The following is a 26,006-nucleotide window of genomic DNA, read 5'->3' as shown; positions in this document are numbered from 1 at the left end:
CACCGGATGGGAGTTGTAATCGCTGACTCCCGAGATCTCGACAAAAATCATCGGTATAGGGGCCGTGCGTTTTGTACTGCGCCAGCTTTTCTGGATTAACACGAATGGTTAGCGGAGAGCCTTGACCATTATTGATCCAGCTGTAGGCACGTACTGATTCTTGGATAAACAACGAGGTATCTGGCGGCAGCACAGTATCAGCAGGCAAATTCATGGACTCTTTAACCACTGGCCAAGATTCCCAACCCGCCGGATAACTCGCCATAGACGCGGCCATAGAACTCGACGCGCTAAATGCAGCCAACAACAAAAACAGAGGTTTTGTCAATTTCGCTATCACATTGATTCCTTATGCAATACGTCCTGAGAGGAGTACACAAAATTGAAACTAAAAAGAGAAGATTTTTATGTATAGATATCATCGATTAGCATCAACTAATTCACGATTTTATTTATAAGCTCACATAGATATTTGAGCTATGTCTTAAAATCGCGCGCAAGATCGCTTAATCTTTAATTCTTTGTATTAAAGCGTTTTTACAGTTTTTGCCCAATGTGAACGGAATAGCCTAGTGCCACTTGTTTTCACTTCTGATAAGGCACAGGCTATCGGTGCGGACCATGGAAGAGTATTTATTAAAAATTAAGCAGTTGGAGAAAGAACTCCAACAATTGAAGCAGGAAAACACTCGGCTTCAGGAGAAACTGCATGTTGCCTTAGACGGCACAGGATTGTGCTTGTGGGAACAACATGTACCAACGGGCACACTCACTATTTTCAATATGGAATGGGGGAAAATGCTCGGGTATCAATCGCACGAGTTAACCGCCACCGTCGAGACTTGGAAAAGCAAGTTGCATCCTGATGATTACGATCTTGCAGTAGGCGCCTTTGAAGACCATTTGGCCGGAAAAACCGACTTATATCAGGTTGTTCATCGCATGGTTCATAAGGATGGCAGCGACAATTGGGTTTCTGATCGAGGCCGGGTGGTAGAATACGATGCCAACGGCGCTCCCCTACGAATGATGGGCACGCACATCGACATTACCCAAGAAAAACGCTACGAGCAGCAGCTCGCTAAGCTGGCAGACAGCGATCCGTTGACTGGATTGCTCAATCGCAGTGCGCTCGAAAAACAATTTTATGCCGAGACAAGCGTATCTAGTGAACAACGCTGGGCGCTTATTTTCATTGACGTGGACAACTTCAAAAGCGTCAATGATGAGTTGGGGCACAAAACCGGTGACGGTGTCCTGATTGCCGTTGCGCAATGTCTCAAACAAGTAACGCAGACAAACAGCCAAATTGGCCGCTTAGGCGGAGATGAATTTGTGATGTTGTGCCAATACGTTGAACGCATTGAGATAATGCACATCTGCGATCAGCTTCTTTCTCGCCTCTCTAACCCGTTTGAATTTGCGCCTAAGGTTTCTATTGGATTAAGTATTGGTGTTTGCCTCTTTCAAGGCGCGGGCCAGCCATTTGATGATATTTATGAAAAAGCCGATGCCGCCATGTATCGCGTGAAAAAAAGCGGTAAAAACAGCGTCGCCTTTGTCGACATCAATGATTGAGGTCATGTAATTTTCACAAACGCTTTATATGCTAGCGGCACCATTCCCGCAGAGTATCTTTTGTGAAGCCGCTAAAACGCTATCAATATGAACGTTATGCCGTGCTGTGCAGCCTTGCCTACCCGAGAGTATTCAAACAGACTCGCTACGGGTTTGATCCAAACGGACAACGCATTATCAAAAATCAGTTTGGTAAAACCATGATTCGAGTGTTGTGGAGTAAAGACTCGGATGAAGCGGTGGTGGTGATAAAAGGCTCTCACAGTCTCAGTGACTGGCTGCTTAACTTTGCATTATGGACGAGAAGTTGCCGTCATTTAGATCTACCTTACCGTATCCACGCCGGTTTTTACCATCTATTGCATCAAGAGAGCCAACCATCACGTAATGCCGATACGCTTGGTATGAGCGTGTTAGATAAGCTAGAACAAACCGTATTACCGCTGCTATTTGAAGGAAAACGCATCACCATTACTGGCCATTCCTCGGGAGGGGCGATTGGTTGTGTTTTTGCGGACTATCTAGAGCGCAAGTACCCCAAATCCATCAAACGTGTGGTCACTTTTGGTCAGCCTGCGATTGGCGACTGGCGTTTTCCACGCCATTACGTTTTGGCGCACAAAACCTACCGCATCTGCTGCGATCTCGATATCGTCACCTTTATGCCGCCCGTTCCGTTTCTTTACTGGCATGCTGGTAAAATGCTTTGGTTATACAACGGACGTATTTTTGAGAACACCCCGACTTACGAAAGACTAGGACGCTCGCTACTCAGTTGGGTCCTGAGGCCCTTTTCCTATCATCTGATGAGCAAGTACATTAGAAATAAAGATTTTTTTGATGAGCGTTAACAGCAAAAACAAAACAGGCCAACAAACTGGCCTGAGTCACAACTACAAAGAAGCGATCTCTTTTTCGAGTTGGTATTTTTGGTCGGTGACAATTTTCTCAAGTACAACCACGCGCTGAGTCAACTTTTCGACTTGCAAACGCAACTCGTCATGGTCACTGCTTGATGACTTGCGTGTGTCTGTCAGTTCGAGCGCTTTTACTTTTTCTCTGTGATTGAGCACAATTTTCAACATGCCACTGCCAAAAATAGCGGCGAAGATGATGAAGACAACCAAAACGTTTGTGAGCGATTCCATGCTTTACTTCCTAAATCATTTTATAAATAAGTCGTTAACAATTTATAACCAAATATTATCAAATACAAGCCGTTACTGACTATTCAGTTGGCAGTTTCGCTTTAAGCATGATTTAGAGACTGGCGAGAAGAAGTATTTGAGGCACGCCACAGAGACAGCGCAAAACCAATTTAAAAAAGAGATTTGGGAGTAAATGGAGGCGCGTCCCGGAGTCGAACCGAGGTCCACGGATTTGCAATCCGCTGCATAGCCACTCTGCCAACGCGCCTTTGAAGAAATGTGATGGTGCCCCGGGCCGGACTTGAACCGGCACAACTCGAAAGTCGAGGGATTTTAAATCCCTTGTGTCTACCGATTTCACCACCAGGGCAACGCATACTGCGATGGAAGACACCATCTGTTCTTACGAGCTTTGCCGTGAGAACGAGGCGTACTTTAACGGATTAAGTTTTCAGGTCAACAAGAAATTTACTTTAATTGATTCAACTGCTTAAAAAGCACCCCACCCGGTCTATTCGTCAAGCAATCTGTGCAAGAGTTAAACAGACTAACCTTGAAAAAGCATCCTTAACGTTTGTTGTCGGGATGACGTGGGCAGTCACGACAAAGCGGACGCCCTTGGCATTTGTAAACCAAGCAGCAACTGGTACGCACTAAGGTGAGTTGCTTTGTTTCAGCTTGATAGTTGAGCGAATCGGCCAATTTCTCCGGAACTCCACAGGCTCTGAGCCACAAACGCGCATGTTGGAGTAAATATTCGCCCGACAGTTCGGGATGGGTCTCACTGCGCCTCACTAAACATCCCAACAGACCATCGGCAAAAAGATGCTGGGTAAAACCGGGGCGAATGCGCGTCCACTCACTCATTTCTAGACGAAAAAAGTCAAACAGCCGCATGAGCTCTTGTCCTGCACGCTCAATGAGCTCCTCTTCACTGCCCTGCCACACCTCGGTGAAGGTAAATTGATAACCGCTGATGAAACTCGGCTGAACATGCTGCGCCATCGAAGAGAGTTTAGGTAAGCCGCGGCAGGTGTAAATGGCGGTCAAGGCAACAAAGATTGGCTGCCAACAAACTACCGCCCAAGAGCGTGTCAACCAGTAGGCAGCGCCAGCCTCAGGATGTGCTTGCTGCAAACTCTCGTAGACCTGGCGAATAGTGTCTGAGCTAGAGCGCTCGATACAGATAAGCGAAGCATCCCTATATCGCTCCGCCAGCGATTTTATCTCACCATGTAAATAGGGCGTGATCGCCTTCGAATGGTGAAAAAGCCGTGCAAAAAACGCAGGAGAACTCATCTTGCTGATCTTACCCTGAAGAATGTGTGGCAAGAGAATAGGGAACTCCACACGTTATTGCAAATCATTCTCGTTAATGGGAATTTGATAGCTCAGCGGCTTTGCAAGCTGCCCTACCCACCGAGAGCAGATTGCAATTGAAGCCAAATGTCAGGTTGTGATACTGAATGTTCTCAAGCTGTCGCGGGCACTCTGCTCTTCGCACGCCACTTGAGCAGCATTTGCATTCCCTTGCCGACTAAAACAATCAAAGTTGCGCCAAGCAAAACGGGGGTGAACAAAAACGACCAGCCTTGCCCAGACAACATAATGAGCAGCGGGTTTGCTCCTGCTGGCGGGTGTGTTGTTTTGCTCAGCAACATAGCGCTCACAGCGACACCTGTAGCTAACGCCAACGTTAATGGTGTGACCCCCACATATTGAGCAAACACAATACCGACAATCGCCGTGATCATATGACCAAAAATCACATTTTTTGCTTGCGCCAAGGGGCTATCCGGCACACCAAAAACCAACACCGCCGTTGCGCCAAACGGTGCCATCAACAAAGTCACATCACTCATCGCCGCATCAAAAAATGAGAGCAAACCTATCGCCACAAATGCGCCTAGCCCGGCGACAAGTGCCATCACAAAATTTTTCATTTCAATCTCCAAACAAAGTAGACCGATTTGTCTACAAAACTAAAATAGACAAATCGGTCTACTTTTGTCAATATGCTTTTCAAAGGAGAGATACATGAGCCAAAAAAGACAATTGCTTGTCGATACCGCACTGGCACTTTTCTACGCCAATGGGATCAATTCGATTGGTATCAATGAAGTGCTGACGGTTTCGGGCGTAGCGAAACGCACGCTTTATTCGCATTTCCCCAGCAAAGAAGCCCTAGTGCTCGCCGCTCTGCAGCAAAGACACCAGATCTTTGCCAGCTGGCTGGAGCAAAAAATAGCGGTTGCGAGTTCGGACAGCGATTTGATCGCACGCCTGTTTCACGCATTAGAAAACTGGTTTACCCACCAAGAGCCCCAACTCGGTACGTTCAGAGGATGCTTTTTTATCAATACATCGGCGGAATTCAGTGATTTAGACAGTGAGATCGCTCGCTTTTGTCTCCTGCATAAACAGCAGGTTCGCGCGATCATTTCGCATCACTTGCAAAGCAAAAATCCGCTCTTGCTGGATGCCATCTGTCTTTTAAAAGAGGGGGCGATTGTTACCGCTCATTTGAGTGGCAACAGTGAACAAGTGACAGAGCAGTGCATCCAGATCTTGGGTACTTTTGAAGTATGAGCGACTGAACGAGAACGGCCGCACACTTGTTCACAATGGACTTGGTTTGTGGCCTGCTTGTCACAGCAAGCCACATTTCCCAGACTATCGAAGCTTTAAGACACGCAACTCTCTAAAGTTACGTCATCACTACGCTCGCTAAAGCGGAGCCTTTTGTGACAATAACGCTCAAGTTCTTGATGGCTGTGACTGATCAAAATTAGCGCACAGCCTATCGATTGCGTGGTATGGATCAGCAATTCCATAGTCTCTCTTGCAATGTGCGGATCTAAACGCGTGGTCGGCTCGTCGGCGATCAACAAGGTCGGCTTTAATAGCAGCACACGCAAAATCGCAATGCGTTGTAGCTCGCCGCCCGATACTTGCTCCGAAGTACGCTGCAAAATGTCCGCAGCAATGTGCAACTGCTGCGCATAACGTTCAATCAGTTTTGGCTCAATGCCATGTAACTGGCACAAGTCCAATAACTGCCGATACAAGCTTAACTGTGGTGAAAAAGACTGCGGTGGATCTTGGTACAATTTCAGCCGCTTACCAAGCGGAAAGTCCTGATGATAAACAACCGAGCCCGAGAGTGGTTTCTTCAATCCAAGCAGCACATCAGCAAGGGTCGACTTACCACAACCACTTGGACCGGAAAAGCCAATCACCTCACCTTTACGCAACGAAAAATTTAGCTCGCGAATCAAAGTTCTCTCTTTAAAACCGACATTGAGGTGCTGCACGTCGAGTAAAAATTCATCCAAACAAGCCGTGGGCTTTTCCTCACCGATCTGGCTGGCTCGAATTAAAGATTGCGAATAGTGATCGCTGTGATCCGCTTGCCATTGATCGAACGTCTTTTCCTTGACGAGCCAATCACCATGTCGCAGCACATAAAGTTTTCCGCCGAGTGCTTCCGCAACCTGCAAATCGTGAGTGATGGTGATCAAGGCACCTTGTCTTTTTACTTTACGCAGCTCGGCGATAACTTGCTGTTTGCTTTTCTCATCCAATCCTTTTGTTGGCTCATCGGCAATGAGTAACCTGCCTCCCGCCGCTTGGGCGCAGAGCAGCGCACAGCGCTGAGCCATCCCTCCGGAGATTTCTAGCACGTGCTTTTGCTGCGCATCATCAAGCTGCATACCAGCAAACACACGCTCAGTTTGCGCCTTAGCTTCAGCGCGTTTCATTCCTCTCACCCAGCGATACACTTCGCTGACTTGCTGCTCTATTTTCATCAGCGGATTGAGTGACAAACGCGGCTCTTGTGGCAAAATCGCGATCTCTCTGCCCCACAACTGCTCGCGCTGCTGAGCGTTAAGCGTTGAGAGAGGAAGCTCGCCAAGATAAATCTCTCCCACAGCAGTAAAACTCGCTGGTAAATCACCTAGAATAGCTTTCACAAACAAACTTTTTCCGGAGCCCGTTTCACCAAGAATGGTGATGGATTGACCTTCTTGCAGAGCAAAAGAGAGCGGCTGAACCACCGTCTTTTCTCCCTGTTTTACCGCAAGCGCGTCAACTTTGAGAATGTTCATCGTAAACGCTCCTTCGTTTGAGCCAGAGAATAAAAGCTAAAAATCAGCAACATAAGAGTCAGAACGGGTTGGATAAGCACCCAAGGTGCGACCTGATAGTAGCGAAACAGTTCGACCATCATCATACCAAGCTCGGCTTGAGGCGGACGAAGACCGACATACAAGAAACCCAGTGCTGCGAGGGCCAAAATCGCATTGCCTGCACCAAAGCAAGCTAAGGTAAAGACATCCGCTTTTAAATAGGGCCAAATATGCACTCGAAAACGGTACAGACGACCAAAACCCAGTAGACGCGCATTTTCAAATTCATCGGCTTTGCTTAGCCTCTGAGTTTTGTTACGGATCACGCGGAAAAACTCCGCCCACATGGTCACCGCGATACCAAACAGTAAAAAAGCGTAAGACCCAGGCACAATTGCGCCAAGAAGTAGTACCAACACAAGTCCGGGCAAAGCCATCACCATGTTGACCAACACCGAGGCGATTTTATCAAACCAACCGCCAAACCAACCTGCTATCACCCCCGTAACTAGGCCAACGGTGACGGCTAAAGTGACACTCACCAAAGCGATCACCACTGAGTTGCAAATCGCGTCTGCTAAACGAGCGGCGTTGCTACGGCCAAAATGATCGGTGCCGAGTGGCTCTGACCAAGACGGAAATTGAAACACTTGGCTTAAATTTTGCGCAGCGACATCATGGTTGGATAACCACTTTATGTAGATGGAAAAACTCATCAAAAGAACTAAAGCTGCACCGCTAAACAGGTAGCGTAGATTGAGATTCGTCATACGACTTTCTCCTGTCGAATACGCGGGTCAAGCATATATTGAGCCAAATCCACCGCAGTGTTGATCGCAACAAACAAAAGCCCCATCACCAGCGCCGCTCCTTGAATAACCGGAATATCTCGCGCAAAGATGGCGTGTGACAACGCATGGCCGATGCCCGGCCAAGCAAACAGCGACTCAATCATCACAATCCCCTCAATTAAGCCCACCGCTTGCACACCAATAAAGGCAATCAATGGCAGGGCGATATTCAAGCGCGCGTGACGTTCGTACGCTCGTACCTCATCTAACCCTTTATAGCGTGCGAAGCGGTAGTAGGCCGAACGTAGTACCAAGTACGCTTCGTTTTTGATCATGCGATTAGAGAGTGCCGCCAGCGTCAATGCCAACGCCAAACTTGGTAAAACCACATGCTCTGGTCGACCAAATCCCAATACAGGCAGCCAACCCAGTTGCAATGCAAAGAGGATGATCAGCCCCAATCCAACCACAAATACGGGGGCAGAACGCAGCAGCACCGACAGTGACAACACCATTTTGTCCACTCGGCCCCCAGGATATCGACCACAGTAGACGCCGACCGGAAAGGCAATGAACAAGGAAAGTGCGAGAGCCGCCGTAGCGAGGATCAGACTATAGCCAAGGTGATTCCATAGCAGCTCATTGACGGCTTCTTCACTGACCAAGGAGCGGCCAAGATTTAAGTGCAGTAACTCCCACAGCCAAGCCACATATTGTTCAAACGCGCTGCGCCCTAGCCCCAACTCCGCAGAGACCACTTGCGCCGCTTCTTGGTTGACAAAATCGTAGCCGTAGCGGCTTGCCGCAATCCGATAGGCCATGTCACCGGGAAGCAGTTTCATCATCACAAAGGTGATGGTGCCCACTGCCCAAGCGACAAAGCCTGCTTGTAAAAGCCGTTTTAGCAGCAGGTCAATCATGGAACTGCAACTCCGACAGACGATAGTCAATCTCAAATGGGTCTAAGTGCAATCCCTGCAGTGACTGATTAAAAGCGACGTGCTGGCTACTGTAAGCGATGGGGATAACAGGCAGTTCTGTTGCTAATACACGAGCAACACGCTGACTCAATTCACGCTGATTTTCACCGGATTCGGTTGAGATCAGTTCGGTTAAATCTTGCTGAACTTGTGGTGAATACCAGTTCATGTGCCCCCAATCACTGCCTTTTTCATCGCTAAAGTCTTGATAGAGAAGTGGCAGCGGTGTGCCAGTCAGACCAAAGTTTCGTGCCACTAGCGCCATTTGCAAACTGTTGTCATGGTGACCTGCCGGAATCACACTGGAGTTATCAATACTGACGTGCAAACGGATACCGATTTCAGCCAATTGGCTTTGTAACGCGGTCGCGATCAGGGGTAGTTCTGGTCTGTCGGCGTAAGTGGTCAGGTTAAGCGCGAACTCTTGCCCTTGACGCTCAAGCCAGCCTTGTGCATTTTTCTCCCACCCCAGCTCTTCGAGCAGTGCTTTCGCTTGCGCCACATCACGTTTCTCGGTGGGTTCCTCTATATGCCACGCTTGTTGCGCCTGACTAAACAGTTGGTAAGCTTCACTGCCTGGCGCGTATAGAATGCTTTGGGCAATGCCTGTGCGATCCACGGCCAAGCTGATCGCTTGTCTGACTTTTGTCTCAGACAACAATGGGTGCTGGTTATTCAGCTTCAACATGATCGTCCGTGGCAAATTGACACTTTGTACCTTTACATTCTTAGCGCTTTGCAAGTTTTGCTTGCTGATAGCATCAATCGAATAGGCGATGTCAGACTGGCCACTTTGCAGCTCAAGCACACGGCTTTCAGAGCGGTGGCCTGCCACATAGTCTAACTGCGCAATCTTCGCCGATTTGCCCCAAAACGATTCAAAGCGCTTGGCACTTAACTTGTGCGGCACCACTAAATTGTCCAACTGGTAAGGCCCAGTCGCATTCAATTTGACAATACGGCCTTCAGAGTCGAATGAGTCGGCAGAGAGAATACCTAAACTGAAATGCGCTAAGGTGTTCAGCAGCGGGAAATAAGGTGAGGTGAGTTCAATCACCAGTTGCTGACCGTTGGCTTCAATTTGGGCCACCGGAACTTTGGCAAACACGCCCGGTTTTTTCAGCGCACGTTGAAGTGACGCAGACACATCTTTGGCCGTCAGAGGCTGCCCATCATGGAACTTGACCCCTTCTCTAATCAAAAAATCCCATCGTGTACCTTGCTCATTGCGACGCCAAGATTGCGCCAGTAACGGCGCAATCTCTCCGTTGCTTTCGAGTTGAGTTAACGATTGTGTGATGCCTAAGCGGCTGAAAATATATCCATTTTTAGACATATCCATGCCGTGAAACTCAAACGGACCTGAAATGGTTAAACGATTATTCTCCGGGCTAGAACTGGAGATACTCCAAGCTAAATAGGTTATGGCAACCACTGCCAGTAGAGCGACGATTTTTTTCATTTCTTTTCTATGGTGATTTAAAATATAAAAATATGTTATAACATAACAAAAGAAAGCAAAACAAATGAAAATAATTTTTATTTATCAGAGAGAATTGAGCGAACAAGAGAAGACATTGGTAAAGAAGAACACTTGCCCACCGATGGCAGGCAAGTTTTGTCGGGCACTAAAGCACAGTGACCAAATGCTCTTGAGCTGTTGCTAGCTCAGGCGTATCTATCTCTAGCCAGTGACCGACTCTTTTCCATGAATCCAGTGGCTGACCATTGAGCTGCACTGCTTGCACTTCTTTACTATCCAGCGCCCACAGAATGCGCATCGATCTTTTTTCGGGTGCGCCAGTGTAATCGCCTTGCGTGCGAATGTGCAGTTGCACTTGTTTAGGTTGTACTTTGACCGACAGCTCTGTACGACGAATCTCGCCCGTTAGGTACGCTTGACTTACGCCATCGTCTTCAAACAGGGTAAAGCTTGCGTCTTGCTGGCCAAAAATTTTCACCCCTAACTGAGTCGGTACTTGGCTGGAAACTCCGTGCTCTTTGGGCGCAAAAGGAATAATCGCCCCTTCTGCCGCCAACAACGGCAAACGGTATTGCCCTTGCTGATAGAGCGCAAAAGATTTGCTTTCACCAGACGACAACCCCAAATCCTCACCAGTGCGATAATCAAACCAGTGCGCTTTGGGCAAATAGAGCGCAGTCTCTTTTGCGCCAAGCTTCGCAACCGCGCTACTCAATAGTGACTCGCCCACCATTTTTTCTGCCGTGGCGTTAGCGGAGTTTTCATCGTTCGGGAACTGATACGCCGCACTGGAAAAGACCGCTTCTCCGTATTGATGCGCACGATGCGCCAGTGAATAGAGGTATGGGATCAACTCATAACGCAGTTCAATGTTGTCGCGGTTACTGGCGAGATCGCCCACTCTGTCCGGAGCCGTTTCCTTACAATTACACAAGTTTTCGGTGTGAGGACGAACAGGCACGTCGAACATTGAGCTATAAGCAAACCATTGGGTATAGGTTTCATTCAATACGCGCGGGATCTCATCCGGTGCGACACCTAGGCCGCCGCGGTGAAAACCGCCGATATCCGAACCGTAATAATCCATTCCTGAGAGCATCATATTGGTCTGTTGACCTGCGTGCACGGCAAGGCTGGTTAGGTTAGAGCCAATGTCCGCTGACCACATTACTGCGCCGAACTTCTGCATCCCAGGCGCACCGGAGCGTGACATCATAAAAGGTCGTTGGGTATTGTGGCCCTGCTGATAGCCAAGGTAGATGCTTTTTAGCCAGTCGTAGTTATAGAGGTTGTGAATGTCGTCGTGTGATTTGTCTTGATAGTACACCCCCTTGCTGTTGTACATCTCCGGCTCACCAAGATCGGTCCAGTGGCCGATTATGCCCATGTCGATTAGAGGTTGTCTCTTCCATTCGTGCCAAAATTGCCCCGCCTCTGGATTGCTCCAGTCGATCATGCCGCCTTTGCCCCACCAGTGACCGCCCCCTGTTGGATTGGTATTGATCGCTTTGCCCGTAGCCGGATCCTTCGCCAAAAAGCTTCTGGCTTCCATCTGCTGATGCTCTTCTCGGCCCGAGCTCACGTAGCTCTCTTCAATCAGCATCATGCCCACGCCCTGCTGTTTCAGTTCAGCAATTTTTTGTTTTGGCTGCGGGAAGTTTTCCTCATCCCAACGCAGTGTGCCCATATGGCTGTTCTCATCATGGCTTTGCACATTACCAAACCATTGCAAATCCATCACCACGCCATCAATGGGAAACTGGTTGGTATGGAGCGTCGCGATCTTGTCATCCATCTCCTGCCAGTTATCAAAACCGTATTCAGAGAGCCATAAACCAAACATTTTCCGCGGCGGTACCAACGGCTTACCAACCAGTAACATGTATTGCTCACGCAGCGTTTTTTGCTCATCCGCCACCATCAACAGCAAGTCACGCTCACCTTTAACTGGTTTGATGGTCACTGTCTCTTGGGAGAAATCCCAACGTGTGTTGTAAATATTGTTGAGATACAAAGCAAAGTCGCTCTGCTTACTGCTCGCGGCGTACAAAATCGGGAACTGAGTATTGCCCGTTGCTCCACCGTTAAAACCGCTCATTTGATTACCAGACTGACGCACACGCCCATTCCAGCGCCCATCAATCACTCCGGGCTGCTGAAACTCTTGTCCTAATCCTTGATAGCCATAATCATTGACTGTGCGCAGAGAAATTTGGTTATCGCCATTCGGGCAGAGTTCATTAACCGCGTCGCCATTGCTTTTACTGACTTTCACACACAACGTCCTGCCGTCCACCTCAGCTTTCAGTTTCGCTGTTGTCACGCCATCTTCACTGACATGAAATGTGGACGGCTGCATTAGCGCCTTGAAATCGGCCAGCTCGTTGGTTTGTACTTGTGTTTGGCCAAAACGAATTCTCAGCACATCATCGGCCAACACAGAAATATGAACCGATTCTGCTGCAACCAACGCCTTGTCTTGTAGGGATGGATAGACGATCGCCACCTGCTCCGTCGTAAGATATTGATTTAACGCGTGCTTAAACTCCCCCTCAGAATAAAATGTTTGATTAAACAGGGGACGTAAATGACGAGTGAGTTTTAGCTCTGGGTACGCTTTATTGAGGCGAAATACATCGGCAGCAGAGAGTTGATAACTTGGCATGCCTTGCAAGTAAAAGTCGCGACTTTGCTGGCTGGTATCCGCGCACGCCGCCAACAGGCACAGACTGATCAGCTTGATCGGCATTAATCTTGTTTTCACGATAAATATCCATTGAGATGTTATTTTATCGCTAGTATATAAAGCCGCGTCTCGAAGCAGAAATAGCTTCAACCGTACATGATATAGAAAACATCTATATCAAAACGCTCATTCACGGTAAGAATGCCGCAGCTTCTTACCCGGGAAAAGAAAGAGACAACAAAAAGTGTGATGACGATAATAATCTTGGTGAAACAAGAAGATGTATAGGTAAGAGGAAATAAATTTAGTTAAGAAGAGAAGAAACTTAAGAGAGAATGGAGGCGCGTCCCGGAGTCGAACCGAGGTCCACGGATTTGCAATCCGCTGCATAGCCACTCTGCCAACGCGCCTTTGATATTGAATTCAACGCATTAGGATTGCCCTAACCCGCTTGGTGGTTACTTTACGGATTGAGCAGAGAGAGTCAAACAAAATCAGCAACAATCCGTTTGTTTGCTGTAATTTACGCCAAAGCGATGCTCTTTTGCCCTCATTGCGCTTTTATCCACCGCTTGATTTTTTGGCTCATTTGAACCATTATTATCAGACCATATGAACCAAAAAAGGAAATGGTATGAGTGCAAGCGCTTTTCAAACTTTTAAACCCCAAGCCAACTACCAAGGCGGTTTTTGGTTTGACATCGGTATTGAAAGCAGTGAAATGGCGAAAAATGAGTCAGTACATCAAGGTTTTACCCCGGATATTTATCGCAATATTGTGCAAAGAGCCCAGCTGTCTCAAAGTGAGTTTCATGCTATTACCCATATTCCACTCAGCACCATCAAACGCAGACTGGCCAAGCAAGAGCGATTTAGCACCCAAGAGAGTGACGTTATGTACCGTTTGGCAATGCTGGTCAAACTGGCAAGCGATCTGTTCGAGAGTGAAGAACGTGCCCTTGAATGGATGCGTGAGTCTGTTTACGGCTTAGGCGGCAAACGCCCTCTGGATATGGTGGCAACAACGGTGGATTTTGAGCAAGTAAAGGATCTTATCGGGCGAGTGCAACATGGTGTTTTTACCTGATGAAACTCTATCGTTTAACGCAAAAACGTTTTGCAGACAGCCCGTTTGACCCCATTGGAGCCAAGTTATTTGGCGGACGCTGGAACTCAAAAGGAACCGAAGCCCTCTATTTTGCCGAATCGGAATCGCTGTGCTGCTTAGAAGTCTTTGTTCACCTAAATCAGAGCCCCGACATCCGCCATCAGTATGATCTCTATCGCATCGAACTGCCCGATGAACTAATTGCCACCCTTGCGACAGAAGACTTGCCAAGCAACTGGCGCGCCATTCCCCCATCTGAATCCACGCAGATTATTGGCGACCAGTTTCTCCGTGTTGCCGAGCCGCAATTTGCTGCGCTGCAAGTTCCTTCGGCCATTTCTCCGCGCGATAAAAATTATGTGATTAACCCCAACCATCCATCTATGCATGATATATTTTCACAGGCAGAGAAATTAGAGTTTTCCTTCGATGAGCGAATATTTAAATAGCGTTGAATCGAATAGAAAATCAATGGAGCAACTATGCACACGGCAGCGATGAATCTATCCAAATCGACAAAGAGTCTGATGGCTACGTTAAAGCGGGTCGCTATTATCTCAGCATTAGCGGCCGTGAAGCCTTTGACGTTCATGTGAGTGCCAGCACTCGTTGAGGGCATAATTCCGCGAGTTGTTGTTTAACAAGCAAAAAATTAGCCAATCACAATGAGGTGATTGGCTGTATATACTTGTGAACAATATCGGTTCACTAACAACGTCAGTTGGCTAGGTGACCCTCGGCTTAAAAGGGTCATTCTATTTAATGCAGTTAGTGTGCCAACTTTGAAATACTCGCTTACCCAATGTTTATGAACATTTTTTATGCAAATGCAGACAAACTAAGCTCATATATTCAGCACTAGAGTGTTAATGACATTGCAAATTGCAAAAAATAATTTCCATTTTGCACTTTTAGACCAATTTATATGCAATCACATAAAAATTTTCCAACCCAGGATAGATTTCTGCGATCACCTCTTTTAATACAGGCAGTGTCATATTTTCTTGGCTAGCATGGTGTTCATTCAGTTCAGACAGCGAAATCGGCTCGACCGAAAGAATCTCAATACGACAAAACAGTCTATCATCCTCAAAAGTTGCCACGCCAACTTGGCTACCGGGAACGTAATGACTCTCCGCTTCGTCTCTAATCGTGATGGTCTTCTTCCCTGATAAGATGTCGCTTTCAAAGCGTTCAAAGAACGTAATTTTATTGGGTGTGTTCATGGGTTACCTCCAAGTGGCATTGTACTCTAATTATGAACCTACTTATGCAAAGTAAACCGATTGGCTTATCCATTGGTACTTGCTATCTTTAGGCAAATCACATAGGCGTGCGCCATCAACCCGGCAGAGTATCAAGATGAATTTTTGCATAAATTCAGCGTGTATTGCCCTCATGCTCCTGAGCTTTCAACCACTGGCTTCTCCCGAGCGAGGATGGACATTCGATTCTGCCGACAATGGTATTACCATCCATTTCCGAGAACAAACTGATGGCTTGGTTGAGGTAAAAGCGCAGATGTTCACCCCAACGACATATGGTGGCTTTCTTCGGCTACTGCAAAATACCGCTAAAGTCCCAGAGTGGGTGGATAACGTAAGCGACAGCGTGGTGGTCAAGCAGATAAGCCCAAGCGAGAATATTGTCTATACGCAGTTCTCCGCACCTTGGCCAGCTAAAGATCGGGATATGCTCACTTACTCAAAGTTTCGTATTGATGCCGAAGGGTTTCGATTAGAAATTAGCGATGCGCCGCAAGCCATCTTGCCACCACAAGCTGACTATATTCGTATCACGTCCGTTCACGCAATTTGGCAACTGAAAAAATTAACCGATGGCAATACGCATATTGAATACACGGTTTTTGCTGATCCTGGCGGCGCACTCCCCAATTGGCTGATCAATAAACTCGCCAAAGAGAGCGCACGCACCACTTTCGAGAATCTCAGAGATCAGCTAGCGCACGTTCAAACAGACGAACACCCCGAGATTAATGAGTGATGTTAAGTTGATTACCATAAGCGCTCATACGGCAAATAGATCAGGTTTGTTATCGCCAGCGCTAAAATCACGCCAAAGGTCAACATCATTCCTCTGACGCGCCAAGGTAGCGTGTCAGATAGAATCGCTCGGGCATGGACAATCCGCCCGATCACAAACAAAGCGCCAAGCGCATGAATCCATACCAACTGCGCGCCATTATACTCAGCCAATGCCATCAAAATTAGCGTGATTGGAATGTATTCCACCGCGTTGCTTTGGGCACTCCGTGCAATAATGAGTGCTGGGTGGCCCCCATCGGCATATTTGATCTGTCCCGCTTTGCGCTGAGCAATCACTTTGGTCGATAACCAAATCATGATGAGTGACAAAATCGCGGCGTAAAGTGCAGTTACCATGCAATATTTCCTTATGTGGTTTAGCACTTCCACCGATTGAAAGCGCCAAACCATTCTTAAGCAGATTCGGCATAAAAATCAACATCGATTCGATAACGGTTTAACGTTACGCACCACTTAACGCCTAACTAAACAGGCTATGAACAAAAGCTTCAATATCGCTGCGCCGAGTGTTGGGATTGAGAAAAACGGCCTTCTCACCGGGCAGAAATAGACAATGACCCTCTTCATCGTAATCGGTTCTCGCCATCGATGTGATCCAGTTGGTTTTCAGTTCACGCGTTTGGCGTGAGAGAAAGTGATTGCGATGGAAGGTTGCGCTGGAAACAATGTTTTCCATGTAAGCCTTTCGCTTGATCAGCCGACGTTCGCGATAAAACTGTGTTTGAGCACTCTCTTTTACCTGTGGATTGTAAAGACGAAACGTGACGCACGGCCCTTGGTTCACCCCCGAAACGACATAACAATTAGGCCATTGTGACAACAAACAGCGCATATAATTGGCATTTTGTAGTCCATGTGCCACCAGTGTTTGGTAACCTTCAAACCCCATACTTGCTAAGGCGGAATAGGCGGAAAATACGCCCACCGCACTACGCGAGCACTCGATGGTAGCCTGTAGATGAGTGTTATCTCGCTGATGAGGCTCAAAATAAGAGAAGTAGTTGGGATCTTGTTTCAAAAACTCCATATCTTGGCGTTTTTTAACCAACAATAAGCTCGACGTGTAAGGCACATAGCCCCATTTTTGAAAATCAATGCTGATCGAATCAGCAAATCTCAATCCGTTAAGCAATGACGCATGACCTTCGATGCCATCCAATGTCGCTGGATTAATGCCGAGCGGGTTTTCTGCAAAATCGTAATCACGGAAAAAGAGCAGGCTCCAACCCACTGCCGCGTCGACATGAATATGAGGTCGATAAGACAACGCATATTGACGACAGATCCGCTCACGAGTCAAATAAACTTCTGCCACATCATCAATGGCAAACGTATCTGTTGTACCAAAGGTGAGTAAAATCGTCGGGACTGCCTTGCCTTCCTGTAAACATTTGTCCAATTGCTTGGCCAAATGCTGGACATCGATTTGGTTATTTTCCCGCAAACGCACTCGAATCAATTGCTCTTCAATGTTAACGCCAAGCAAGGATAGATTGGTCATATTTGAGTAGTGTCCCGCTTGGGAGTTGATAAAAGCAAATTGCTTGTCACGAAATCCACGCATGACTGAGTCCGGGAAGCATTTACGCAGTCCAAGTAAATAACCATAAAGATTGCAAAACGTTCCGCCTTGAGTAAACAAACCGGTAGCTTCTGCCGTATCGTAACCGACCAAATTGGCCATTTGCCGGACGACCACTTTTTCCAGTTCGGTCGCGTTACCAGCGTACTCACTGTAAACCAAGTTAGGGTTCGCAATCGTTGCCAACATCGCTCCGTGAATCGCGGGATCACAAGGAGTGGAAATGACGTTTTCCACTGAAGCAGGATCATCCCAATTTTTGGTCGTTGCCGCCGCGTAAAGTGCTAGCGGATCAAAACGAACCAAGGGGTTCACCTGCTGAGGAATCACACTCTCACTACTGAGTCGGTGGCGTAAAGCCAAGTTGTAAGGCGTGAGCAAGTTCTTTTTACTGTTAACCAACTCTTTGATTTCTTTAATTTTATACAATGGCCAAAGGTTGGGATCGCGGGCAAAAAACTGCCTTAATACACTTTGGTGCCGTTCTGCAAAACGGGCAGACAGACGATTATGTTTTTCGTCCAGCCAAGAATGGGACATGACTTTATGCATCGCTTTTTCCTCACTTTGAAAGCGTTAACCGGGCCAAACGGCCCGTTCCTTTATTGCAGCTTAAAGTTTGAAACCAGCTTATCGAGTTCATGGTTGGAGTCGGCTAACAGCTCTGTGGCATTGACCGTCTGGCGCCCACTGGCGACCAAAGTATCGACGATGTCGCGGATCGCCAGCATATTGCGGCTTAACTCGGCTGCGACCGTGCTTTGTTCTTCCGTCGCCGAGGCAATTTGCGTGCTGACATCGTCGATTTCTTTGACCGAATTGCTCATCACATTCAAGCTATTTGAGACTTCTGAGGTTTTATCAGCCGTGGACTGACACTGTTCTTTGGTCTTTTCCATCGAATCCACAACACTACTTGTGCCATCAAGCAGTTTCGCCAACATATCTGAAATTTCCGTGGTACTGTTTTGTGTCCTTGCCGCAAGAGCGCGCACTTCATCCGCCACCACCGCAAACCCACGACCTTGTTCCCCAGCACGAGCCGCTTCAATCGCCGCATTCAGTGCTAGCAAATTGGTTTGCTCGGATATTTCGCCGATCACGTTCAACACATCACTAATCTTGTTGGCGTCTTTATTCATGCTGACAATGTGTCTAGACATGTCTTCCACATCGCTGACCAAAGCACTCACCGTCTGCACCGCGTTGTTGACAATCACCAGAGACTGCTCCGCCTCTTTGCTCGCACCATCGGTGATGCGGTTAGACTGAATGACGTTTTCCGCCACCGAACGGGCACTTTCACTCATCTCGGTAATCGCCGTTACCACTTGGTCCGTTTCCGCTGAGTGGGTGAGCAAAATTTTCTCGTTATCTTTCGCCGTTTGGTTCAACTGAATAATGCTGGAAGAAATCGTCTGACTTGCCGCTGAGACTTGCAGCATCATTGACTGCAAACTTTGTACAAAACGGTTGAAGCCTTCACCAATCTGGGCGAGATCATCGCTTCCCTCAACCGCAAGCCGGGCGGTTAAATCTCCAGAACCTTTTGACAAGTCAAGCACCGCTTTTTTAAGTTTCAACAATGGCTTATACGCTTGCTCTAAGGTAAAGATAATCACTATTGCGCTAACTAACAGTAGAATGATTCCAGTCACGAGCGCTTCGCTCTGCGCTTCTCTTACCCCCGCTAACGCGGTGTCTTGATCGACAAACACCATCAGCGTCCAGTATTTATCCGTCGTCAAATTGACTCGTTGAAAGTAACCATCAAACTCGATTCCAAGATAGGGAAACTGCAGGTGCCCACGACTTTGTGAATAAAATGCGCGCTCCATTTCCGCAAAAGCTGGGCTTACTTGTGAAGGTGTTCTGCCTATATCAGTCGGATCGTCACTGGCAAAGAAGACGGCATTTTGATCGGTCAGCGTGGCAGCACCGCCCGCAAAACGCATGTTGCTTACCATGGCGATAATGTCAGCCAGTGGAATATCACCAAGCAAAACGCCTTGGAAAACCCCTTTGTCATACAAAGGCATCACCGCGCTGATCACTTTTTCGCCCGTGACTTTATCGGTATAGATTTCCGTCAATCGTACTTGGTTGCCGCTTTTCGCCAGTGAGTACCAGTCGCGACTAACAAAGTCTTGCTGTCCTGTCGTTACACCATTTCCCTGAGGTAATGACATGTATGAGCGGCCATCATCATAAGCGATGACGACATTGGAAATGCCAACACTCTCTGCAAGTAGCCGAGCTTGATTGACATTTTGCTCATCACTCAAACTTTTCTTGAAGTGCTTTGCGCCCATTTCTATCGCGCGTAGTTTAGTTTTGACCGCCTGTTGCAGTTCGTCCACGTGGTAATTGAGCTTGTTTTGTGTTTCGCTAACAAGCGAAGAAACCATTTTTTCTTTAAGAGAAAAGATATTGAGTGTACCGAGCACAGCCAAAGAGACCGCAACCAGTAGCGCAACACTCACATAAATTCGAGATTTAAAGCCTAAATTCATAGCGCCCCCCTGCTGAGTAGTCAGCAAAGAAAAAGTGAAATTCGGGCGTGATCGGTTTAAAAAAGAACGCATCATACGACGCAAATTATGCCAAAAACACACCCAGCCAACGCTATAAAGATAGTTATAGATAATGACAATATGAAAATTATTTTATAAAAATTTAATGCATATTTTTGTCTTCTCAGCTCTAAGACAAGTCTATCCCTTGCCAAAGCGCTCCCAAGCCACTGACAAAACAGAGCAAGAGTGCGACATAGCGGATCTTTTCTTTTGCCAATGAGTGAGTACTCCATAGAGCAAGTCGATAGCCAAGCCATGCTGCGGGTATTAGCGGTAAGGTAATCTTCAAGTGATAAAGAGTAAAAAATCCCGCAGGGATCTGAATCATGAGCGAGATAAGCGAGCTAAACACGAAGAAAGCGGACAAATTACCACGTAGTTGGTTGGCCTCTTGATGTTGAAGGAGCAAAGCCATTGGCGGCCCTCCGATGCCAGAACTGGTACCAAACAACCCTGAAAAGAATCCAGCAACGCTCATTCGCAGCGGTGTTGGCTCTACTCGATAGGGCAGTAAGCTCACCGCGACTGCAAACAACACTAATAAGCCAATCCACAAAGCAAGTACATCGGTGGAAACCAAAACCAATAGAAAACCGCCAGCAATCGACCCGGGAACACGACCAATTAGCGCCATTTTCAGCCCGCCAATTTCAACACTGCTTTTGTGTTTTAGCGCATTGAGGATGGAAATAAACAGCGCAACTAAACAGATTGGGGCAGGAACGTATTCGGGAGCAATAATGATAAGCAGCGGCGCAGAAACAATAGCAAGACCAAAGCCAATTGCGGTCTGCACAAATGATCCGACGAAGATCAACAATACCGCCAACAACATCACTTGATCCGGCATAACGATTCCTGTTTGAAATGAGATTTTTTATCGCTTGTAATGTACACACATCCTCGGCTGAGCTCAAGAGAGGCATATCCCTGGGCACTTTGTATTACAAGAGCAAACTGACCTAACGAGGATTTGCCACGTATTCTATCGCTTAGGTATATACTTAGCGCAAGTGAGTCATTAGAAGGGATTCGTTATGCAGAAAAGGAATGGTCAATCGCTTTGGCGCTTTGCGTTTTTTCTCGCCGTTCTATGGCCATTTTTTAGCTCTGCAAATAACGAGACCATAACACGTTCTCTTAAGATATGCGGCGATGGCGTTGACTGGCCACCTTACACTTACCTTATGGGTGGCAAGGCGGCAGGGTATGACGCAGACATGGTTGAAGCACTTTTTGTCCCACTGGGCATCAAATACAAAATTGAACTGACCTCATGGACTCGCTGCCTCAAAGCGACCAAAGAAGGCACCGTTGACATCGCTTTAAGCGCTTCGTACAACGCCATTCGAGCCCGATATTATCACTACACACACGCTTATTATGCTATTACTCCCATGTATATTTTCGCCCCGCAAAACCACGCCAAAGAACCGGAGATTATCCAAGCTAAAGACATCGACAAATTTCAGACCTGTGGCATCTATGGGTATAGCTATTCCACTTTCGGCATTGATACCGGTCTCATTAAGCAGGTCGATGTATCACTGTATAAAGCATTACAAGCGCTACAACAAAAAGATTGTGACTTGGTGCTGATCTGGAAAGAAGTTTTGGCGGGCTTTAAAACTGTCTGGGGTATAGATTATCTCAACGATCGCTTTCAAACGCGCGAAGTACCCGGAGTAACGCCTACCCCTATGCACTTTTTGGTTTCTAAGAAGCTTTCCGATGGAGAGATGATCAGAGACTTAATCAATAGACGACTGCATGAGCTTGAGACGCACGGAAAACTTGAACAACTGCGCCAAAAGCATCGTTTCTAGTTTTTCCTAACGCTGAACAACGCCACACCTCCCAAAATAATGGCACGCACTTCCATTGCTTACCAGTGCATAACACTGCCCTATAAGATATAAGTCAAAACATATGACTAGATAAATTTATCCTCATAAAATTTGCCCCAGATCATTCAAACCTCAAGTCGCTCTCGTGCTACAGAGCACTTTTCTGTACATTTCCCAACATAAACTGCAACACTTCCTTTCAATTTTTCATTATTTCGTGGAGATTTCTATGTTGGAACTCTTAATAGGTACTATGGTGACCATCGCCGTCGGTTACTTTATCGTAAAAGGTTACCGAGCATCTGGCGTCCTTTTGACAGCCGGTATTTTGCTACTGATCCTCACTGGCATTTTGGGCCACAAAGTACTCCCCGGCAAAATCGCCTCAACGGGGAACATGCTGACCGACGCTCTGGAATACGTTAAGTTCATGCTGCAAAATCGCGGTGGCGGCTTGGGCATGCAAATCATGCTGCTGTGTGGGTTCGCGTCTTACATGACGCATATTGGCGCAAACAACGTCGTGGTGAAACAGTTTTCCAAACCACTTTCTGTGATCAAATCCCCTTACGTTCTTTTGGTTGCCGCCTATATTGTCGCGTGTTTGATGTCACTCGCGGTAAGTTCCGCAACGGGTCTGGGTGTGTTACTGATGGCGACCCTTTTCCCGATGATGACCGCGATGGGTATTTCTCGCCCTGCCGCGGCCGCCGTTTGTGCCTCGCCTGCCGCTATCATTCTTTCTCCAACCTCAGGCGACGTGGTGATCGCAGCGGAAAAATCGGGATTGGCACTGGACGTCTTTGCCGTCCAAACGGTTCTGCCAGTCTCAATCTGCGCCATCATTGTCATGGCTATCGCCACTTTCTTCTGGAACAAATATCTGGACAAGAAAGACAACACGCCAATGGAAAAAATTGATGTGTCAGATATTCAAGCTGACGCGCCTGCGTTTTATGCACTGCTGCCTTTCTTGCCGATCATTGGTGTATTCCTGTTTAACGGTCGCACCATTGAAGGACTCGAGCTTGACATCTATACCATCGTGGTGCTGTCGATTTTCATCGGTGCTTTGGTCCATTACGTGGTCAACAAGTTTGATGGCAAAAAGGCGCTAGAAGATATGGACGCGTGTTACGACGGCATGGCTGACGCATTTAAAGGTGTGGTGATGCTTTTGGTCGCCGCTGGGGTGTTCGCCCAAGGTTTGATGTCCATCGGTGCGATTGACAATCTGCTCCATCTCGCTGAAACCGCAGGCGCAGGTGGCATTGCACTGATGTTCATCCTCACCGCATTGACCGTCGCCGCCGCCGTTGCCACAGGCTCTGGCAATGCCCCTTTCTATGCATTCGTAGAATTAGCACCATCATTAGCGGCGAAAATGGGCATCAATCCAGCATTCTTGATCATCCCAATGCTTCAAGCCTCTAACTTGGGACGTACCATTTCACCAGTGTCTGGTGTCGTTGTTGCCACTTCTGGCATGGCGCACCTCAGCCCATTTGAAGTAGTAAAACGCACCTCTGTGCCCGTCTTAGCTGGCCTTATCACCGTGATTATCGGAACCATGGTGCTCGTGCCAATGAGTGCTTAGTACTCAGTGCTCAGTGCAAAAGACCAAGAAAAACGCCAGCTTGAATGCTGGCGTTCTTTTATCTAACTAATTACCCAGTTAAACCACTGATGGTCTTCCTGGCGCTTTAGTTCTTTTCTGACGATAACTGAACCACAGATAAGTAGTAACAATAGAGAAGAACAGATAGGAGAGCGAAAAAATAAATGGCGAGCTGATGATGTCTTGCGATATACCCCAGCTTACCCCAGCAACCGTCACAACAATTTTCGACAGCATGCCACACAAAAGCAAAAAGACCGCCAAATGCGGGAAGCGCGAGCTTCTAAAGGAGAACCAGTAGCAACTACCCACCGCTAAAGACGCAATGTACAGACCCAATAAGAAAGAGTGAATGTGATCAGCTGAAGCGTAACCGGCAGTCAAAGAAAACAACAAAATTAGGAAAATCTTCATAAACACCTCGCTATAAACAGCTTGAAAAGCATCCTTTCATATTTGAAATCTCAGTTTTCCTTATATTTTGCCAAAGCAAACTGAGAGATCAAGAGGGGAATTCTGAGCAAAGTGTGTACAAAAGTTACTTGCAGCGTTTGATTTTACAAGCAGTTAACAAGATGATTTTGCAAAATCCTTTCCCTCTCTTGCTCGGCATAAAAGTCGCGATTTTTGCAAAGTTTTGTTACTTATATTTAACATTGGAAATTATTTTTCTTTTTTCTCTACATGTGAAGTAAGTTCCATATTAATTGAAATAGAGCACTCACGCCTTGCAGTAAAGGCCCCTTCTCTCATGCGCTTACCGATCGAAAACATTTTTTCATCATTAACACAAACCTTGTAACAACATTTTTTAACTTATAAAAATAATTTTATCTGTCAGCCTGAAAAGGGATTCCAATCACATTTGGATTGGTTATAATCCGCGCTCTTTGCGCGATGAGTTGAAAAACGCAAACTTATTTTTAACTTAAGCACCCTTTCATTTGTCCCCTCTTAGCGTTAGCTCGGAGGCAACACAGAGAACAAACATGAGCAAGATGGATAAAGCTAAGCGTATTCTGCTAGCGGGATTCTGTATCAACCTTTGTCTCGGCATCCTCTATGCCTGGAGCGTCTTCAACAAAGCCCTAGTGACCGATTTTGGTTGGAGCGCAGCAGACGCGTCTTCACCTTATGCCATTGCAACCATCACCTTCTCTGTTTGTCTTTTGGTTGCTGGCATTCTGCAAGATCGCATGGGCCCACGTAAGATACTGATTTTAGGTACGACTTTGACCGGCCTTGGCATGATTGCCTCCGGTTTTGCCTCTTCCGTTTTGATGCTCAACATCACCTTTGGCATCATTACTGGTGCGGGTATCGGTTTTGGCTATGCGTGCCTATCTCCATCGGCGATGAAATGGTTCCATGCATCGAAGAAAGGTCTGGTGAATGGCCTTATCGCGGCCGGTTTCGGTCTGGCGGCGATTTATCTAGCGCCACTGACTTCTTACCTGATTGGCCAGCTCGGTATTCACACCAGCTTTATGATTTTGGGTGCTGGCGTCTTGGCTATCGCGGTACCGCTTGCCTGTACCATCAACAACCCACCAAGCGGTTATGTGCCTGAAGAACCCAAAGTAAAGCAAGGCCAAGCGCCAAAAACAGTGAAAACAGCGGCCAATATCAGTTGGAAAGGTATGCTTAAAACGCCACAGTTTTACGCTCTTTGGATCATGTATGCATTTGCGGCGTCTGTCGGTTTGATGATCATCGGTAACATCACCAATATCGCCAGCGTGCAAGCAAATCTGCCTAATGCCGTTTACCTTGCTTCGATTCTGGCGATTTTCAACTCAGGTGGTCGAGTGGCTGCGGGGATCTTATCCGACAAAATTGGTGGTGTTCGCACCTTATTACTGGCGTTTGTGCTTCAAGGCATCAATATGGTGCTCTTCGCTACGTTCGACTCAGAGCTGACGCTAATCATCGGCACAGCCATTGCTGCGGTAGGTTATGGCACTTTACTTGCGGTGTTCCCTTCTATCACGGCTGAATATTATGGCCTGAAAAACTACGGCACTAACTATGGCGTGCTTTACACCTCGTGGGGCATTGGTGGCGCTATTGGCGCAGCGGTTGTCGGCTACTCAATGACTCATGGCGGCGGTTATGGCTTGGCTTACACTATTTCTTCCGTGATGATGGCCGTGTGTATTGTTTTGGCTTTCATTACCAAGCCAGTGAGCGAAGCAAAAGCGGCTGAGTTACAGGCCAGCGCATAATTGCGCATTGATTGAATGCAGAAAAGGCTTACCCTATGAGGTAAGCCTTTTTTATTTAAATGGTTCATCCGGAAAATCGATACTTCGCCTCATGACTGGCTTTGATTTTTAACTCAAAAAATTCCCAATCACGATACCCATAGGCGACTTTGTTCAGCGTCTTTATTCGGTTGTTCACACCCTCTACT

25 protein-coding genes, 3 tRNA genes and 1 pseudogene are annotated in these 26,006 nt (G+C 47.1%); 10 read left to right on the top strand and 19 right to left on the bottom strand.

The features are described 5' to 3' along the window. Positions 1–49: 49 nt before the first annotated feature. Positions 50–265, bottom strand: a pseudogene (locus UF06_RS13295) (hypothetical protein); the annotation flags it as partial. 356 nt (positions 266–621) lie between these two features. Here UF06_RS13295 and UF06_RS13290 point away from each other — a divergent pair. Both UF06_RS13290 and UF06_RS13285 read left to right on the top strand, forming a co-directional pair. Next, a complete protein-coding gene (locus UF06_RS13290) occupies positions 622–1,578 on the top strand; it encodes a sensor domain-containing diguanylate cyclase (protein WP_045570876.1) in 957 nt (318 codons plus the stop codon). Between the two features lie 62 nt (positions 1,579–1,640). Further along, on the top strand, positions 1,641–2,429 hold the full coding sequence (locus tag UF06_RS13285) for a lipase (RefSeq protein WP_045570875.1): 789 nt from the start codon (positions 1,641–1,643) through the stop codon (positions 2,427–2,429). Positions 2,430–2,471: 42 nt separating this feature from the next. On the opposite strand, the gene UF06_RS13280 is transcribed toward UF06_RS13285, so the two are convergent. From UF06_RS13280 to UF06_RS13260, 5 genes are all read right to left on the bottom strand, one after another. After that, on the bottom strand, positions 2,472–2,726 hold the full coding sequence (locus tag UF06_RS13280; protein WP_045570874.1) for a nitrite reductase: 255 nt from the start codon (positions 2,724–2,726) through the stop codon (positions 2,472–2,474). A gap of 194 nt (positions 2,727–2,920) precedes the next feature. After that, positions 2,921–2,994 (bottom strand) — tRNA-Cys (locus UF06_RS13275). Between the two features lie 15 nt (positions 2,995–3,009). Then, a tRNA-Leu gene (locus tag UF06_RS13270) sits at positions 3,010–3,096 on the bottom strand. A gap of 197 nt (positions 3,097–3,293) precedes the next feature. Next, positions 3,294–4,025 carry a siderophore ferric iron reductase gene (locus UF06_RS13265; RefSeq protein ID WP_045570873.1) on the bottom strand — a complete coding sequence of 244 codons (732 nt, stop codon included), beginning with the start codon at positions 4,023–4,025 and terminating at the stop codon, positions 3,294–3,296. A gap of 173 nt (positions 4,026–4,198) precedes the next feature. Continuing rightward, the gene (locus UF06_RS13260; RefSeq protein WP_045570872.1) at positions 4,199–4,669 is read right to left on the bottom strand and encodes an HPP family protein; all 471 of its coding nucleotides are present in this window, start codon (positions 4,667–4,669) and stop codon (positions 4,199–4,201) included. Positions 4,670–4,763: 94 nt separating this feature from the next. Here UF06_RS13260 and UF06_RS13255 point away from each other — a divergent pair, with 94 nt between their 5' ends. Next, a complete protein-coding gene (locus tag UF06_RS13255; protein ID WP_045570871.1) occupies positions 4,764–5,315 on the top strand; it encodes a TetR/AcrR family transcriptional regulator in 552 nt (183 codons plus the stop codon). Positions 5,316–5,410: 95 nt separating this feature from the next. Here UF06_RS13255 and UF06_RS13250 read toward each other — a convergent pair whose 3' ends face one another. The 6 genes from UF06_RS13250 to UF06_RS13225 form a co-directional block, all read right to left on the bottom strand. Then, complete coding sequence (locus UF06_RS13250; protein ID WP_045570870.1) at positions 5,411–6,835, bottom strand: ATP-binding cassette domain-containing protein; 1,425 nt, start codon at positions 6,833–6,835, stop codon at positions 5,411–5,413. Continuing rightward, complete coding sequence (locus UF06_RS13245) at positions 6,832–7,626, bottom strand: ABC transporter permease (RefSeq protein WP_045570869.1); 795 nt, start codon at positions 7,624–7,626, stop codon at positions 6,832–6,834. Before UF06_RS13245 ends, UF06_RS13250 begins: the two co-directional genes overlap by 4 nt. Continuing rightward, on the bottom strand, positions 7,623–8,567 hold the full coding sequence (locus UF06_RS13240) for an ABC transporter permease (protein ID WP_045570868.1): 945 nt from the start codon (positions 8,565–8,567) through the stop codon (positions 7,623–7,625). Before UF06_RS13240 ends, UF06_RS13245 begins: the two co-directional genes overlap by 4 nt. Beyond that, a complete protein-coding gene (locus tag UF06_RS13235) occupies positions 8,560–10,089 on the bottom strand; it encodes an ABC transporter substrate-binding protein (RefSeq protein WP_045570867.1) in 1,530 nt (509 codons plus the stop codon). The genes UF06_RS13240 and UF06_RS13235 overlap by 8 nt, the downstream gene beginning before the upstream one ends. 166 nt (positions 10,090–10,255) lie before the next feature. Next, the gene (locus tag UF06_RS13230; protein ID WP_242402016.1) at positions 10,256–12,874 is read right to left on the bottom strand and encodes a TIM-barrel domain-containing protein; all 2,619 of its coding nucleotides are present in this window, start codon (positions 12,872–12,874) and stop codon (positions 10,256–10,258) included. A gap of 258 nt (positions 12,875–13,132) precedes the next feature. Then, positions 13,133–13,206 (bottom strand) — tRNA-Cys (locus UF06_RS13225). A gap of 224 nt (positions 13,207–13,430) precedes the next feature. On the opposite strand from UF06_RS13225, the gene UF06_RS13220 reads away from it, so the two are divergent. Genes UF06_RS13220 through UF06_RS26875 form a run of 3 tightly spaced genes read left to right on the top strand, consistent with a single transcriptional unit; the run spans position 13,431 to position 14,517 of the window. Beyond that, positions 13,431–13,883, top strand: coding sequence for an antitoxin Xre/MbcA/ParS toxin-binding domain-containing protein (locus tag UF06_RS13220; RefSeq protein WP_045570865.1), 453 nt, complete (start codon positions 13,431–13,433; stop codon positions 13,881–13,883). Further along, the gene (locus tag UF06_RS13215; RefSeq protein ID WP_045570864.1) at positions 13,883–14,353 is read left to right on the top strand and encodes an RES family NAD+ phosphorylase; all 471 of its coding nucleotides are present in this window, start codon (positions 13,883–13,885) and stop codon (positions 14,351–14,353) included. Before UF06_RS13220 ends, UF06_RS13215 begins: the two co-directional genes overlap by 1 nt. Before the next feature lie 2 nt (positions 14,354–14,355). After that, positions 14,356–14,517 carry a hypothetical protein gene (locus tag UF06_RS26875; protein WP_171816733.1) on the top strand — a complete coding sequence of 54 codons (162 nt, stop codon included), beginning with the start codon at positions 14,356–14,358 and terminating at the stop codon, positions 14,515–14,517. 298 nt (positions 14,518–14,815) lie between these two features. Here UF06_RS26875 and yqfB read toward each other — a convergent pair whose 3' ends face one another. Next, entirely contained in the window at positions 14,816–15,130 is a 315-nt protein-coding gene (gene yqfB / locus UF06_RS13210) for a N(4)-acetylcytidine aminohydrolase (RefSeq protein WP_045570863.1), read from the bottom strand. A gap of 172 nt (positions 15,131–15,302) precedes the next feature. On the opposite strand from yqfB, the gene UF06_RS13205 reads away from it, so the two are divergent. Further along, entirely contained in the window at positions 15,303–15,908 is a 606-nt protein-coding gene (locus tag UF06_RS13205; RefSeq protein ID WP_226972231.1) for an START domain-containing protein, read from the top strand. A gap of 11 nt (positions 15,909–15,919) precedes the next feature. Here the strand turns inward: UF06_RS13205 and UF06_RS13200 are convergent, their stop codons facing one another. The 4 genes from UF06_RS13200 to UF06_RS13185 form a co-directional block, all read right to left on the bottom strand. Continuing rightward, positions 15,920–16,306 carry an MAPEG family protein gene (locus tag UF06_RS13200; RefSeq protein WP_045570861.1) on the bottom strand — a complete coding sequence of 129 codons (387 nt, stop codon included), beginning with the start codon at positions 16,304–16,306 and terminating at the stop codon, positions 15,920–15,922. 124 nt (positions 16,307–16,430) lie between these two features. Continuing rightward, entirely contained in the window at positions 16,431–18,104 is a 1,674-nt protein-coding gene (locus tag UF06_RS13195) for a pyridoxal-dependent decarboxylase (RefSeq protein WP_045570860.1), read from the bottom strand. A 50-nt stretch (positions 18,105–18,154) separates the two neighbouring features. Beyond that, positions 18,155–20,065, bottom strand: coding sequence for a methyl-accepting chemotaxis protein (locus tag UF06_RS13190; protein ID WP_045570859.1), 1,911 nt, complete (start codon positions 20,063–20,065; stop codon positions 18,155–18,157). A gap of 190 nt (positions 20,066–20,255) precedes the next feature. After that, positions 20,256–20,978 (bottom strand): sulfite exporter TauE/SafE family protein, encoded by a 723-nt coding sequence (locus UF06_RS13185; RefSeq protein ID WP_045570858.1) that lies wholly within the window; start codon positions 20,976–20,978, stop codon positions 20,256–20,258. Between the two features lie 187 nt (positions 20,979–21,165). Here UF06_RS13185 and UF06_RS13180 point away from each other — a divergent pair, with 187 nt between their 5' ends. Beyond that, positions 21,166–21,954, top strand: coding sequence for an ABC transporter substrate-binding protein (locus UF06_RS13180; protein ID WP_045570857.1), 789 nt, complete (start codon positions 21,166–21,168; stop codon positions 21,952–21,954). 250 nt (positions 21,955–22,204) lie between these two features. Beyond that, complete coding sequence (gene dcuC, locus UF06_RS13175) at positions 22,205–23,572, top strand: anaerobic C4-dicarboxylate transporter DcuC (protein WP_045570856.1); 1,368 nt, start codon at positions 22,205–22,207, stop codon at positions 23,570–23,572. A gap of 78 nt (positions 23,573–23,650) precedes the next feature. On the opposite strand, the gene UF06_RS13170 is transcribed toward dcuC, so the two are convergent. Then, complete coding sequence (locus UF06_RS13170; RefSeq protein ID WP_045570855.1) at positions 23,651–24,007, bottom strand: hypothetical protein; 357 nt, start codon at positions 24,005–24,007, stop codon at positions 23,651–23,653. Between the two features lie 575 nt (positions 24,008–24,582). Between UF06_RS13170 and UF06_RS13165 the strand changes: the two genes are divergently transcribed. Next, positions 24,583–25,818 carry an OFA family MFS transporter gene (locus UF06_RS13165; protein WP_045570854.1) on the top strand — a complete coding sequence of 412 codons (1,236 nt, stop codon included), beginning with the start codon at positions 24,583–24,585 and terminating at the stop codon, positions 25,816–25,818. Positions 25,819–25,882: 64 nt separating this feature from the next. Here UF06_RS13165 and UF06_RS13160 read toward each other — a convergent pair. Next, positions 25,883–26,006: transposase (locus UF06_RS13160; protein WP_045569239.1), on the bottom strand; the 124-nt coding region annotated here is incomplete at its 5' end.

Origin of the sequence: Vibrio sp. S234-5 (assembly GCF_000960595.1) — a bacterium.
Taxonomy (GTDB): domain Bacteria; phylum Pseudomonadota; class Gammaproteobacteria; order Enterobacterales; family Vibrionaceae; genus Vibrio.
The sequence above is the reverse complement of the archived record's forward strand: the minus strand, read 5'-3'. Positions and strand labels throughout refer to the sequence as shown.